Origin of the sequence: Bradyrhizobium sp. SZCCHNR1098 (assembly GCF_032489375.1) — a bacterium.
Lineage (GTDB): Bacteria > Pseudomonadota > Alphaproteobacteria > Rhizobiales > Xanthobacteraceae > Bradyrhizobium.
In genome coordinates this window covers 27,183-39,762 of the sequence record NZ_JAUEXY010000014.1, presented here as the reverse complement: position 1 = coordinate 39,762, position 12,580 = coordinate 27,183, and the positions used below count along the sequence as shown (strand labels likewise).

At 66.1% G+C, this 12,580-nt stretch carries 13 protein-coding genes; 4 read left to right on the top strand and 9 right to left on the bottom strand.

Annotation, left to right across the window (positions count from 1 at the left end):
• Window positions 1-82: 82 nt before the first annotated feature.
• From QX135_RS25975 to mgtE, 4 genes are all read right to left on the bottom strand, one after another.
• Entirely contained in the window at window positions 83-937 is an 855-nt protein-coding gene (locus QX135_RS25975; protein WP_316180965.1) for a hypothetical protein, read from the bottom strand.
• 161 nt (window positions 938-1,098) lie between these two features.
• On the bottom strand, window positions 1,099-1,917 hold the full coding sequence (locus tag QX135_RS25970) for an aldo/keto reductase (RefSeq protein WP_316180967.1): 819 nt from the start codon (window positions 1,915-1,917) through the stop codon (window positions 1,099-1,101).
• A gap of 76 nt (window positions 1,918-1,993) precedes the next feature.
• Window positions 1,994-2,269: a helix-turn-helix domain-containing protein gene (locus tag QX135_RS25965; protein WP_315740344.1), complete on the bottom strand. Its 276-nt coding sequence runs from the start codon at window positions 2,267-2,269 to the stop codon at window positions 1,994-1,996.
• 81 nt (window positions 2,270-2,350) lie between these two features.
• On the bottom strand, window positions 2,351-3,769 hold the full coding sequence (gene mgtE / locus QX135_RS25960; protein ID WP_315754474.1) for a magnesium transporter: 1,419 nt from the start codon (window positions 3,767-3,769) through the stop codon (window positions 2,351-2,353).
• Window positions 3,770-3,879: 110 nt separating this feature from the next.
• On the opposite strand from mgtE, the gene QX135_RS25955 reads away from it, so the two are divergent.
• Together QX135_RS25955 and QX135_RS25950 are read left to right on the top strand one after the other, a co-directional pair.
• Complete coding sequence (locus tag QX135_RS25955; RefSeq protein WP_315797976.1) at window positions 3,880-4,716, top strand: polysaccharide deacetylase family protein; 837 nt, start codon at window positions 3,880-3,882, stop codon at window positions 4,714-4,716.
• Between the two features lie 240 nt (window positions 4,717-4,956).
• Window positions 4,957-6,150, top strand: coding sequence for a polysaccharide deacetylase family protein (locus QX135_RS25950; RefSeq protein WP_316180970.1), 1,194 nt, complete (start codon window positions 4,957-4,959; stop codon window positions 6,148-6,150).
• Window positions 6,151-6,266: 116 nt separating this feature from the next.
• Here QX135_RS25950 and QX135_RS25945 read toward each other — a convergent pair whose 3' ends face one another.
• The 4 genes from QX135_RS25945 to QX135_RS25930 all read right to left on the bottom strand — a co-directional run bounded on the left by QX135_RS25945 (window position 6,267) and on the right by QX135_RS25930 (window position 10,007).
• Window positions 6,267-6,641: a hypothetical protein gene (locus QX135_RS25945; protein WP_315740348.1), complete on the bottom strand. Its 375-nt coding sequence runs from the start codon at window positions 6,639-6,641 to the stop codon at window positions 6,267-6,269.
• A 223-nt stretch (window positions 6,642-6,864) separates the two neighbouring features.
• Window positions 6,865-8,103 (bottom strand): FAD-binding oxidoreductase, encoded by a 1,239-nt coding sequence (locus tag QX135_RS25940; RefSeq protein ID WP_315773107.1) that lies wholly within the window; start codon window positions 8,101-8,103, stop codon window positions 6,865-6,867.
• Window positions 8,104-8,119: 16 nt separating this feature from the next.
• Window positions 8,120-8,470: a RidA family protein gene (locus QX135_RS25935; protein ID WP_316180973.1), complete on the bottom strand. Its 351-nt coding sequence runs from the start codon at window positions 8,468-8,470 to the stop codon at window positions 8,120-8,122.
• Window positions 8,471-8,510: 40 nt separating this feature from the next.
• Complete coding sequence (locus tag QX135_RS25930; RefSeq protein ID WP_316180975.1) at window positions 8,511-10,007, bottom strand: amidase; 1,497 nt, start codon at window positions 10,005-10,007, stop codon at window positions 8,511-8,513.
• A gap of 205 nt (window positions 10,008-10,212) precedes the next feature.
• Between QX135_RS25930 and QX135_RS25925 the strand changes: the two genes are divergently transcribed.
• Together QX135_RS25925 and QX135_RS25920 are read left to right on the top strand one after the other, a co-directional pair.
• A complete protein-coding gene (locus QX135_RS25925; RefSeq protein WP_316180977.1) occupies window positions 10,213-10,878 on the top strand; it encodes an XRE family transcriptional regulator in 666 nt (221 codons plus the stop codon).
• Window positions 10,879-10,962: 84 nt separating this feature from the next.
• Window positions 10,963-11,214: a hypothetical protein gene (locus QX135_RS25920; RefSeq protein ID WP_316180978.1), complete on the top strand. Its 252-nt coding sequence runs from the start codon at window positions 10,963-10,965 to the stop codon at window positions 11,212-11,214.
• A gap of 52 nt (window positions 11,215-11,266) precedes the next feature.
• Here the strand turns inward: QX135_RS25920 and QX135_RS25915 are convergent, their stop codons facing one another.
• The gene (locus QX135_RS25915) at window positions 11,267-12,133 is read right to left on the bottom strand and encodes a hypothetical protein (protein WP_316180980.1); all 867 of its coding nucleotides are present in this window, start codon (window positions 12,131-12,133) and stop codon (window positions 11,267-11,269) included.
• Window positions 12,134-12,580: the final 447 nt, after the last annotated feature.

Here is a 12,580-nt window from a genome sequence, read left to right as displayed (position 1 = left end):
GCCTTCCGGGACGCATACAGGATCGGCGGTGGCCGCGTCGACAGCGACTTGCTCCGATTTGCGTCCCCCGCGCGCGACACGATCAGCGCGTGAAGTCCTGCGGCGTGAACGACATCTCGATCACCTTCCACTCGTCGTAGCGATCCCGCGGCAGCATCGAATAGGGCTGGCAGGCGTTCAATGCCTCGACGGCGCTTTCCTTCAGCTGCGCAGCCTTCAGCGGTGCGATCACCTCCCTCACCTCCGGCTCCGTCGCCAGCCGCCCGTCGGGCGTCATTGCGAAGCGCAGCCTGACCATGACCCGGTCGGACGGTGACATCGAAGCCGAAAGACGGGCGCAACTCCTGACCCGCTGACGCAGCGCCGTCTCCAGATTGGCCGCGAGGTTGGTCGTCGCGGCCGGCCCGGCGTCCTTGGCATCGTCCGGGCCGATTGCCGGCGGCAGCGGCGAAAGCGGCTCCGGCAGGCCCAGCATGACGCCGTATTTCACCGTGATGTCGGGCTCGGGCGGCACATAGCTCGGCGCCGGAGCCGGCACAGGCGGCGGCAAAGGCTTGGCGACCGTCTTCACGGCCTTGGACGGCGGCATCGGCGAAGGCCGTGGCTGCGCCGGTGAGGGAGACGGCGGCTTCGGCATCTCCTTCGCCTCCTGCACCGGTGGCTGCGCCGGCTCAGGCGCCGGAGGCGGCGCGGCGGCCGCCGGCGACGGGCTCGGCGCCAGCTGCGGCAGCGTCAGCTCGGGCGATGGGGACGGCGTCGACACCGGATCCGGCGTCTTCTGCGGGTCGTCGGCATCGACGATGTCGACGGCAACCTCGTCAGTCCTGGCAATCTCGTAGGGACGCACCGTGGTCGAGACCACGACCCCACCGGCGATCAGGAGATGCGCGAGCACCGATGCGGCGATGCCCCAACGGATGAACTGCCAACGTTCCATGCTGCTTCACTTGCGCCCGCGCCTGACCGAACGCCGGACCGATTGCCTGGGCTGCGCGCGGTCTCGCCGATCATTGGCAGGGATTGCAGCGCCAGCCGCCATCCGGCCCGCCGGCCGCGCCTGCCATGTCGGTGTCTAGCATAGCGGCGCGGGCGCCGCCCTCAATCCCATTTCGGCGCAAAGGCGAAGTTGGTCATCCGCCCTTCGGGACTGCCCATCGCGAAGATGTCGGCCATGTCCTGCTCCGAGAGCTCGAAATCGAACACGTCGAGGTTCTCGGACAGCCGTTCGATCTTCGAGGTGCGCGGGATCGCCACGACGTTCTGCTGCACCAGCCAGCGCAGGCAGATCTGCGCCGGGCTCTTGCCATGGGCGCGGCCGATCCGCGTCAAGGTCGGATCGTTCTTGATCTTGCCCTTGGCGATCGGGCTGTAGGCGACAAGCGCAATGCCATGGCGCGCGCAGGCATCGCGGACCTTGGTCTGATCGAGATAGGGATGATACTCGACCTGATTGCACACCAGCGGCTCCGGCGATGCCGCCACCGCCTCGTCGAGCAAGGCAACCGTGAAATTGGAGACGCCGACGTGGCGTGTGAGCCCGAGCGTCTTGGCATGCGCCAGCGCGCCGAGCGTCTCGGCCAGCGGCACGTGCGGGTTGGGCCAGTGCAGCAGCAACAGGTCGACCTCGGAGACGCGCAGCCGGACCAGGCTCTCCTTGGCCGAGCGTTCGAGATCGTGCGGCGCGAAATGCGTGGTCCACACCTTGGTTGTCAGGAACACCTCGTTGCGCCGGACGCGGGAGGCGCGCAGGCCCTCGCCGACCTCGTGCTCGTTCTCATAGACCTGCGCGGTGTCGATGTGCCGGTAGCCGAGGGTGAGCGCCTGCTCGACGATGCGGCTGCAGGCGCGCCCGCGCAGCTCCCAGGTTCCGAGACCCAAAGCGGGAATTCCGGCACCATTGGCCTCGATCATCAGCATGGCCGTGCACTCCAGAGCGCGTGCAACATTATGTAGGCACACGCTGGGCGTTGCCAACGCACGACCCGTGTTTGGCTTAAGTCTTGGCTAAGGCGGCAAACACCGTCTCGGGCGCGTGCGCGATGACGGTGAGCAGCGCGCGCGCCGGGCCGCGCGGCATGCGCTTGCCCTGCTCCCAGTTGCGGATGGTCTCGACGGGCACGCCGAGCTTGGCGGCGAATTCCTGCTGGGTCAGCTGCACCCGCCGCCTGAGGTCGCGCACTTCGAGCGGAGCCGCGGGCGCCAGCGGAATCTCCTCGCCGTCACGCAGCTCCACGATCCGTCCATCTGCCTTCAGCCGCAAGCGTTGCATCGTCCGACTCCGTCTCAAGCGACAGTCTCGCCGAACCGCGTTAAGGCCGGATTAACGATATAAGTCGTTCAGGGATTGCGCTTATTTCAAGCCGAACCACAGCGTGGCGATGCCGAGAAACGAGAAGAAACCGACGACGTCGGTCACCGTCGTGACGAAGGTTCCCGAGGCGACGGCCGGGTCGGCGCGGACGCGTTCGAGCACCATCGGAATCAGGATGCCGCCGAGCGCACCCGCGACGAGATTCGAGATCATCGCAAGCCCGATCACGATGCCGAGCCCGGGCATCTTGAACCACGCCACGGCGGCGATGCCGGTGACGAGCGCGAAGGCCAGACCATTGACGAGCCCGACCAGCCCCTCGCGGATCACGACCCGCATCGCATTGTTCGGCCCGAGCTCGCGCGTCGCCAGCGCGCGCACCGCGACCGTCATGGTCTGGGTCGCGGCATTGCCGCCCTGGCTGGCGACGATCGGCGCGAGCACGGCGAGCGCCACCATCTGCTGCAACTGGCCCTCGAACAGGCCGAGCACCGATGACGCCAGGAACGCGGTGGCGAGATTGATCAGCAGCCAGTTGAAGCGGCCCTTGGCGATGGTCCAGACGCTGTCGGACAATTCCTCGTCGCCCGACACGCCGCCGAGCGCCTTGAAATCCTCGTCGGCCTCCTCCTCGATGACGTCAACCACGTCGTCGATGGTGATGACGCCGGCCAGCCGGTTATCGGCATCGACCACGGGGGCCGCGACCAGATTGTACTTGCCGAACAGCCGCGCCACCTCGGCCAGATCGTCGGTGACGGTGACGCGACGGCGGTCCTCGTCGATCAGATCGGCCAGCGGAACCGGACGGCGGGCGCGCAGCAGCGCATCGAGCGACACCGCGCCCTGCCAATGCCGTGCGTCGTCGACCGCATAGATCTCGTAGAACCGCTCGGGCAGATCCGGCGTCTCGCGCATGTAGTCGATGGCCTCGCCGACCGTCCAGCCCAGTGGAACCGCGATGACCTCGCTCTGCATGCGGCGGCCGGCCGAGCCCTCGGGATAGTCGAGGCTGCGCGCCAGCGCGTCGCGCTCCGACGGCGGCAGGCGTTCGAGGATCTCCTCCTTGTCCTCCTCGTCGAGGCTTTCCAACAGCTCGACGGCGTCGTCGGATTCGAGCTCGCGCACGCCCTCGGCGACGGTCGCAGGCTCGAGCTCCTCGAGGATCTCCTCGCGGACCGCGTCGTCGACCTCGTTCAGCGCGGAGAAGTCGAAATCGGTGCCGGTCAGCTCGACCAGCCGGACACGGTCGTCCGGCGCGAGCGCCGCGATCAGGTCGCCGAGATCGGCCTCGTGCAGCTCGGCGACCTCGGCGCGCAGAAACGCCTCGTCCTCGGCGGCGATAGCCGCCGTGATGGCCGCGATGAATTCGGCGCGAATCTCGCCGGATTCGGTGCGCATCGGCGCGCGATCGCGTAGAGTAGCATCAGCATGGGCAACGTCCGATGTCTCGTTCATGACGTGCCTCACGCGCTTGATTTCAGAGCAAATGGTCTGATTTGTGCTTTCACGCATTACATAATCGGCAACAGCGAGCGCAACGGGAAAAGATGCGGCTTTGGCGACCGATGACGGGATGGGTAAACGCGGCCTGCGTCGTGGCGGCGCTGCTTGCGGCTGACGTCGCCGCAGCTGCGCCCGCCGCATGCCCGCGCGAAGGTACGCTCGGCACGTCGCGCATTCTCACCGTCGATCCCGCGACACATCCGCGCGTCGGCCTGAAGAGCTTCCCGGACACGCTGCCGCTGCACGACGGCGAGGTGGTGCTGACCTTCGACGACGGCCCGTCGCCGCCGATGACCGACAAGGTGCTCGCCGCACTCGCCAGGGAATGCGTGCGCGCGACCTTCTTCCTGGTCGGCGAGCCTGCGTCGCGCCGCGCCGCGCTGGTGCGGAAGATCGCGGCCGAAGGCCACACCATAGGCCATCACACCTTCACGCATGCGAATCTCGCGCACATCACGCCGGGACAGGCCGTCGATGAGATCGATCGCGGCATCGGCGCCGACGAGAAGGCGCTCAACGGCGCGGAGACGACCACGCCGTCGACGCCATTCTTCCGCTTTCCCTATTTCGAATCGACACCGGCGACGCTCGACCTGCTGCAGTCGCGCGGCATCGTCGTGTTCGGCGCCGATCTCTGGGCCAGCGACTGGAACCCGATGTCACCGCAGCAGACGCTGAAGCTGCTGACCACCCGGCTGAGCCAGGCGCGCAAGGGCATCATCCTGCTGCACGATCCGCAGCCGCGCACGGTCGCCATGCTGCCCGCGTTCCTGCGCTACCTGAAGAACCACGGCTATCGCGTGGTCCATGTGGTTCCGAAGCAGCCGGCGGATGTGCATCACGAGCAGCATAGCGAGCGCCCTTCACCCGCGCCGACGACGCCGAACGAAGGTGGTTAATCCGTCGTTCAGGACCCCTGTCTACGCTCGACTGCCGTGATCACGGCGATTTCTACCGCTTGCAATCCGGCAACAGCCGCGTGCAAACCGGAACCAGGAACGATGTCATCTCGCGACAGCCGAACATCCCTGCTATGTCTTGGCGGTCGCTTGCCCGTCCCGCGCGGCTGCGACACATCATCGAGCGTCGAAGACCCTGACCGAAGGGGCCGGGACGGTGAAGGGAATGTGAGCAGCGTGATGCGTGATCGTCGGTGGGCTTGCGTCGGACGGCCAACATGGCTCGCAGTGCTGTTGGGCACCGTCGCCTGCGTCGCCTCCAGTGTCGGATCGTCAGTCGCATCGGCGGCCGATTGTCCCGGACACCCGAACGCGCTCGGCACGTCGCGCGTCCTGGTGGTCGATCCGCGCGAGCATCCGCGCCTGGGCGCGATGCAGTACAAGGAGACGCTGCCGCTCAAGGATCACGAGGTCGTCATCACCTTCGACGACGGGCCGCTGCCGAAATACAGCAATCGGGTGCTGCAGATTCTCGCCGACCAATGCGTCAAGGCGACGTTCTTCACCATCGGCCGCCAGGCCAAGGCCGATCCCGAGGGCGTGAGGAAGCTCGCGGCCGCCGGCCACACCATCGGCACCCACAGCCAGAACCATCCGCTGAGCTTCAACAAGATGACGCTCGAACAGGTCCAGCCGGAGGTCGATCAGGGCGTCGCCTGGACGAAGGCCGCGCTCACCGATCCCTCCGCGCTGTCGCCGTTCTTCCGCGTGCCCGGCCTGCTGCGCGGTGACGCCGTGGAGAGCTACGCCGCCTCGCTCGGCCTGCAGGTCTGGAGCGCCGATTTCCTGGCCGACGACTGGCGCAGCATTTCCGGCGCCAAGGTCTACGAGCTCGCGATGAAGCGGCTGGAGGCGCGCGGCAAGGGCATCCTGCTGCTGCACGACATCCAGGCCCGCACCGTCACGGCGCTGCCGAAGATCCTCGCCGAACTCAAGGCCAAGAACTACAAGATCGTGCACGTCGTGGCGGCAACGCCGGACCGGCCGGCGACGCCGACCGAGCCCGAGGATTGGCTGGTGCATCGTCCGTCGGACGAGACCCCGGTGGCGCATTGGCCCAGGATCGCGCCCGTCGATCTCGCCGGCGCCGAAACACGCGCCCGCGCCAGGCTAGACGATTTCGGCATTCTCGACGTGCCCGCGGCCGTCACGCACGGCGCCCAGAAGCCGGCATGGCCGCGTCCGCCGCTCGCGCCGCGCCTTGCAGCGCCGGCCTTGGCAGCGCCGGCGCCCAATCTGTTCGCATGGCCGCCTGTCGCGCCGCTGTCGGCGCAGCGGCATCAGCTCGCCCGGCTCGAGAGCCCGGCCCCGAAGGCGGCGACTGCCAAGCCGGCGCCGCGTCCGCTGCGCCTCGCGAGCCTCAGGCGGCGCTGAACATTCGCAGATGTTGCACGCGGGGATGCGGCACGATTCGCTCGCCCTCGCCTTCGGCTGCTCGAACTCGATATCGCGGCGATCGGCCTGATGCACACCGATCGCGGTGCGACCGATCAATTCGAGACCAGCTTGCTGACGCAGAGGATGACGGCGGCGGCCAGGAAGAACAGGTCGATGTAGGATTTCTTCTCGCCGTCCTTGCGCAGCGATCCGACGTCGGACACCACCTGCCTGCTGACCACCTGCCCCACCGGCCCGTCGCCGAGCATGCCGGCCAGCCGGCGGACGTCCGATTCCATCTTCTCGATCCGTCCGAAGAAATGGAAGGTGCGCACCACCGTGACGGCGCGCATGCCGGCATAGATCAGCACCACGAGCGCCAGGACGGCGCGGTTCTGGTACTTCTCGATGTAGTTCAGGCTGAGATAGACGGCCGCGAGAAATACGAAATTCGAGATGAAGCGGTACACGAGGCCCGTGAAGTTCATCTGCTCCCCCACATGATGTTCGGATCACTGGCCGACGACAGAACTCACGAAACGCGTTTCGCCCCCGCGTCCTGGTTCAACCGGCGTCACCCTAGGAGAGCGGGCTTGCGAATTCGTGAAGTGGAAATTTTGCAGCGCCAGAACAGGCCCGCTTGGTAAACAAGGGACTGCCCGGAGAGCGCCGCTGCAGCCTGCAATTGCAGGGCTGCAGCAGCTCTCGCAGCTATGCGCCGAATCGCGCCGGCGCGCAGGCGGCGACGTCGACGCTCGGCGCTTCGCCGCTCATCAGCTCGGCGAGGATGCGTCCCGTCGCGGGCCCCAGCGTGAAGCCCTGGTGGCCGTGGCCGAAATGCAGCCACAGGCCCTTGTGACGCGCCGCCTGGCCGACGACCGGCAGCATGTCGGGCATGCACGGCCGCGTGCCGATCCACGGCTCGGGCTCCACCGGCTTGCCGAGGTCGATGAGCTGGCGCGCGGCAGCCTCGGCCTTGCCGAGCTGAACCGGGGTCGCCTTCGCATTCGGCGATGACAGCTCGGCGCCGGTCGTGATGCGCACGCCGAGCGCCATCGGGTTCATCAGATAGCCGCGCGCCGCATCGCGCAACGGCAGATCGAGCGGGGCGCCGCCGCTGTAGTGACGGTGATAGCCGCGCTTGCGCACCATCGGGATGTCGTAGCCGAACTGCTTCAGGAACTCCGGCGACCACGGTCCGAGCGCGACCACCACGGCCTCGGCCTCGATGCGTCCCTCCGCCGTGGTGACGGCCCAGCCGCTGCCCGCCTGTGCGAGCGTGGTCGCGTCGCCGCGCAGCAGCTTGCCGCCGCGCCGCGTGAACAGCTCGGCATAGGAGCCGACGAGGCTGCCGGGGTCGGACACGGTCCACGGCTCCTGCCAGTGCAGGCCGCCGATGCCGCTGTCGATCAGCCCGGGCTCGGCCTGCTTGAGCTGCTGGGCGCTGAGCAGCTTGAACTTGACGCCGAACGCCTTGCCGACCGCCTCGGCCTCCCTGGCCTCCTTGTCGAACTGCGCCTGCGTCCGGTGCAGCACGCGAAAGCCGTCACGGCGCACGAGATTGCCGGCCCCGGCCGCGAGAATCAGCGGCTCGTGCTCGGGCGCGGCGCGTGCGATCAGTTGCGCATAGGTCCGCGTCAGCACCTCGTGCCGGGCGGGGAACGAATTCCACCAGTATTGCAGCAGCGGGCGCACGTGATAGGGCAACGCCGCGAGGCTGTAGTGCACGTCGTTGGTGCGCGCGAGCGCAATGTCGAGCACGCCGGCGAGATCATAGGGCATCGCGTAGGGCCTGACGGCCTCGCTCTGGATGATGCCGGCATTGCCGTAGCTGGTCTCGCGGCCTGGCTCCCTGCGGTCGACCAGCGCCACTGACCAGCCGCGGCTCTGCAGGTGCAGCGCCGTGCCGACACCGACCATGCCGCCACCGAGAACGATCGCGCTTTGCATCGTCATCACTCCTATCTCAGGTCCGCGCCGCCGCGACGACGGTGACCTCGATCTTCACATCCGCCATCATCTGCGCCTGCACCGTGGTGCGCACCGGCAGCGGGTCCTTGAAGTGCCTGCGATAGGCCTCGTTGTAGGCGGCGAAGTCCGCCTTGTCGGCGAGGTGCACCATGCAGGACACGACGTCGTCGAGCGTCAGGCCTTCGCCGGCAAGCGTCTCCGAGATGTGCTTGAAGACGAGATCGGTCTGCGCCGCGATGCCTTCGGGAATGCTACCGTCATCCGCAACCGGGATTTCGCCGGACAGGAACACCAGGCCGCCGGCGCGGCGCACCAGCGAAAACGGCCATGAGGGGACGTCGGACATCGTTAGTCGCTCCAGGATGTATTGATCATGATGGCCGGTCTCAATCCCACGCCATGAAGCCCGGCGTCTGCGCCAGCGGCGGCAGCGACGCGAGCCTGGCGAGGTCCGGCCGGGGACGGCGCAGCTCGGCGTCATCGGCAAAGGCGGCCTCCAGCGCCGCGGCGACGCCGAGCACCAGCGCATCGCCGCCGCGGGGACCTACGATCTGCAGACCGAACGGCAGGCCGTTGTCGTCGAGGCCGAGCGGCAGGCTGAGCGCGGGATGGCCGGCGAGCGTCACCGCATAAGCGAGCGCCAGCCAGTGGAAGTAGGAGCGTGTCGGCACGCCGTCGATCTCGGCCGGATACAGCTCGACCCACGGCCGCGGGCTCAAGGTGATGGTCGGACTGATCAGCACGTCGTGGCTTGCGAAGAAGCCCTGATAGGCGCGGTAGATGCGGGTCTGGTTGGCGCTCGCGCGCGAAAAATCGTCGAGGCTGTAGCCGAGCCCCTCCTCGACATTGGCGCGCACGTTCGGCCCCAGCATGTCGGGCCGCTCGCGAAAATTCTTGCCGTGCTGGGTGAGGAACAGCGAGGCGCGCAGCACCGCGAAGGTCTCGTCGGCGCCGCTGCAATCGGGCGCGCTCTCGTGCGCGTCAGCAAACAGCGGCGCGATGCGCGACACGCGCGCGCGGAAGGCGCGGCGGATCAGCGCTTCCGTCGGCGCAAAGCCGAAATCCTCGGTGAAGGCGAGCCTGAGCGTCTTGAGTTCGACCACCGGCGGCACCGCCCAGCGCGATGGCGCGCCGCGCACGGCTTCGCCCGGCAAGGTGTAGGCGAGCGGATCGCGCGCATCGTCGCTCGCCATCACCGACAGCATCAGCGCGGTATCGGCGACATCGCGCGCCATCGGCCCATCGGTCGACAGGCACGACCAGCCATGGGCGCGCTTCTCGCTGGCGACGAGGCCGTAGGACGGTCGCATGCCGACGATGCCGGAGAAGCCGGCCGGATTGCGAAGGGAGCCGCCGGTGTCCGAGCCGGAGGCCAGCGGGGCCATGCCGCAAGCGAGCGCGACCGCCGAGCCGCCGGAGGAGCCGGCGGCCGAGCGCATCGGATCGAACGGGTTGCCGGTGGCGCCGAACACGGGATTGCGGGTGTTGCCGCCCGCCGCCCATTCCGGCGTGTTGGTCTTGCCGAAGATGATCGCGCCGGCAGCGCGCAGCCGGCCCACCGAGGCCTGGTCGACGGCCGGGACATTGTCGGCCAGGATCGGGCTGCCATAGGTGGAGCGCATCCCGGCGGTGTCCTGGGTGTCCTTGATCAGGACCGGCAGGCCGTGCAGCGCCCCCCGGTCCTCGCCCCTCACGATCTCGGCCTCGGCGGCCTTGGCCGCCGAGCGGGCAGCCGGCTCGTCCAGGGTCACCACCGCGTTGACGGCCGGATTCACCGCCGCGATCCGGTTCAGACACGATTCGAGCAGCGCAACCGGCGAGATCGCCTTTGTTTTCAGGAGGTTGACCAGCTCGACGGCGGTCTTGTCGCAAATCGATTCCACGGGCTTCTCTTTTCCGTTTCGGAAAACTATTTAGCATATAGGAAATCGAATGCACGACCCGAAAACGCATTGTTCCACCGCTGTCCACGCATGACCTTCGGACATCGGGGCACCCAATTGAATATGTTGTTCTTTGGGGCGAGATTGTCGGCCTGCCCCGGCCATCGGCACGCCTGATCCGCTAACGGATTTTCCGGAGATCGCTTTGACAGACACTGCCATCAGCGTTTCAGCCGAAGCCCCCCACTCCCAGCTCGGCCAGTGCCTGAAGGCGGCCCGGCAGGCGCGCGGGCTGACCCTGAAGCAGGTCGCCGAAAAGACCGGCATGGCGCTGTCGACCCTGTCCAAGGTCGAAAACGGCCTGATGTCGCTGACCTATGACAAGCTGCTGCAGCTCACCTCGGGCCTGCAGATGGACATTGCCGAGCTGTTCAGCCCTGCTTCGCCGCGTCCCGAGGCGGGTCGCCCGGTGACCGCCCGCCGCAGCGTCAGCCGCGCCGGCCAGGGCCAGATCGTCAACACCAGGTTCTACACCTACACCTATCAATGCACCGACCTGATCGGAAAGCGCATGGTGCCGATGATCGCCGAGGTGCGCGCCCGCACGCTCGAGGAGTTCGGCCCCCTGCTCCGCCACAGCGGCGAGGAATACTTCCTGGTGACCCGCGGCACCATCGCCGTGCACACCGAGTTCTACGCGCCCGAGACCCTGCACGAAGGCGACGGCATGTATCTCGACAGCACCATGGGCCACGCCTACCTCAACGCCGGCGAGACGGACTCCGCGCAGGGCGTGTGTCTGTGCACCAGCGAGCAGGCCGATCTGTTCGAGCAGTTGCACCGGATTGCGAAGAAGGATGCGGTGGAGTGAAGTGCGATGCCTGACCGGTGCTGAACTTGAGTCTGCGCCGTACCATCATCTGCAACACGCAAGCTTCGGCGATGGCGAGAGCCAATGCGTAAGCCCAAGACTCCAGACAAAAATCCGCCGAACCGCGAGGCAGACGAGAGCGCCCGCCTTGCCAAGCGAGCACGTTCCGCAGGGGGATCGGCCAAGCGTCAACCGATCATTGAAGTTTATCTCTACCCCGTCGGGGCAGCGCCGATCGCTGGCCTGAAAGAAGACCCGTTTGCAACCGCCCTCAAGACGTCGCGTGGCACCGTCGATCCGAAGCTGAAACTCGGCTTCCGAAGCGAGGGAATTTGATCTCTATGACGCGACCATGCAGCCTCACGGGGGCCTGACTGCAGCGGGAGTTCTAGGTCAGATAGTTGAATCTAGGGCCGCCAAATTCGACCCAATAATTCACGCCCAAGTCGAAGCGCCAGCAGAAGCTAGATTTGTACACTTTCCCTCGCACATCGACGTACTCGATGACGATGTAGAAAAAGAAATTCTCGGTTTGTTTCAGTTCGGGAACCGGATGAAGTTGCTCCGAAATCAAATCGACTACCACGCCATACTCAGCCAATCCGCCGGGGCAATCGATGGGAAGCTTTTCGGACCTTTCTTGCGGTCCGATCGACATGTGAAATTCATCACGCAACAGCCCCGCGGAAGGCTCAGTTTGAGGAAGCCCCTCCAAGGCTATGTAGCAAGTTCTGATGATAGCTGGCATTCGTCCATGGTTGCCAATCTGAAATACGGCAACGGGAGGAATTTTGAATTCTGGTGGGGCTTTCCTGTCCACAAGATGGGGCGACAAGTGGACGAAAATCCAGGGCCTTTCTAAATCAGTCAGTGCGCGCTCGGCCGCAGCAGCGGACCGGTCAGCGGCAGCTATCGAAGCCTTCATGTCCCGCGACTGCTTGACACTAGTGCGGATAGCGAATCGAAATTGCTTTTCGCCAGTGTCGTACAGGAGCACGGTGGCTATGCCCAGCCCGACCGTAGCGAAGGCCAGAACTCCAGTGAATGCCATAAGCCAGAGCGTGTAGTAAGCAAGCGCTTCGTCAGTCTCTTCCTTCTTGGACTTGGCGCCTTCTTCGGCAGAGTACTGTTCATGGTTGGCAGCTATGCCGCTTTCTGTCACGTTACGACCATATATGCCGAAGAAGAAACTTGCTCCAAGTGCAAATCCCATCATCCCGGCGTACAGCGACCAGATGATCAGCCATCTTCTCATCACGCGCCCCCAGCGCTTAGAGTTCCTCAATGCTACTCCTTTGGGCTCTAGGGCAGCAATACACGCAAGAAAGAACATGGCCGGGAACGTCCCGTGTGCCGACCCGGGTTTGTGATCGAAGCTTTCGGGTTCCCGGGAACGGTCGCAAGGCCGAAACAGCCTGCGCCGAAATTCTCTTTTCATCCGCCGGCTCAATCACATCACCCCTGTCCAGTCCCCACGCGGAAAATATTCCTGTTTCGCTTTATCGGAAATCATGATTGTATCTCCCCGTCCCGCCTCGGCACGAGGGGCGTATCGCGATCGTCACGGCACGCGGGGTGGGATGCGGTGGGCGCAGCGGCTCGCAGCGTGACGAAGGTCATGCGGACGAACGAAGCCGTTGCGCCGGCGAAATCGTAGGGTCCTGGCCTCCCGGTGCTGAGGCCAAGCTCGTGACAACGCGTT

Excerpts from the sequence above, each read along its gene's own strand:
- QX135_RS25955 (WP_315797976.1), top strand. The coding sequence starts at position 3,880 with ATGACGGGATGGGTAAACGCGGCCTGCGTCGTGGCGGCGCTGCTTGCG.
- QX135_RS25970 (WP_316180967.1), bottom strand. The coding sequence starts at position 1,917 with ATGCTGATGATCGAGGCCAATGGTGCCGGAATTCCCGCTTTGGGTCTC.
- QX135_RS25950 (WP_316180970.1), top strand. The coding sequence starts at position 4,957 with ATGCGTGATCGTCGGTGGGCTTGCGTCGGACGGCCAACATGGCTCGCA.
- mgtE (WP_315754474.1), bottom strand. The coding sequence starts at position 3,769 with ATGAACGAGACATCGGACGTTGCCCATGCTGATGCTACTCTACGCGAT.
- QX135_RS25915 (WP_316180980.1), bottom strand. The coding sequence starts at position 12,133 with ATGAGAAGATGGCTGATCATCTGGTCGCTGTACGCCGGGATGATGGGA.
- QX135_RS25935 (WP_316180973.1), bottom strand. The coding sequence starts at position 8,470 with ATGTCCGACGTCCCCTCATGGCCGTTTTCGCTGGTGCGCCGCGCCGGC.
- QX135_RS25920 (WP_316180978.1), top strand. The coding sequence starts at position 10,963 with ATGCGTAAGCCCAAGACTCCAGACAAAAATCCGCCGAACCGCGAGGCA.
- QX135_RS25945 (WP_315740348.1), bottom strand. The coding sequence starts at position 6,641 with ATGAACTTCACGGGCCTCGTGTACCGCTTCATCTCGAATTTCGTATTT.
- QX135_RS25965 (WP_315740344.1), bottom strand. The coding sequence starts at position 2,269 with ATGCAACGCTTGCGGCTGAAGGCAGATGGACGGATCGTGGAGCTGCGT.
- QX135_RS25975 (WP_316180965.1), bottom strand. The coding sequence starts at position 937 with ATGGAACGTTGGCAGTTCATCCGTTGGGGCATCGCCGCATCGGTGCTC.
- QX135_RS25940 (WP_315773107.1), bottom strand. The coding sequence starts at position 8,103 with ATGCAAAGCGCGATCGTTCTCGGTGGCGGCATGGTCGGTGTCGGCACG.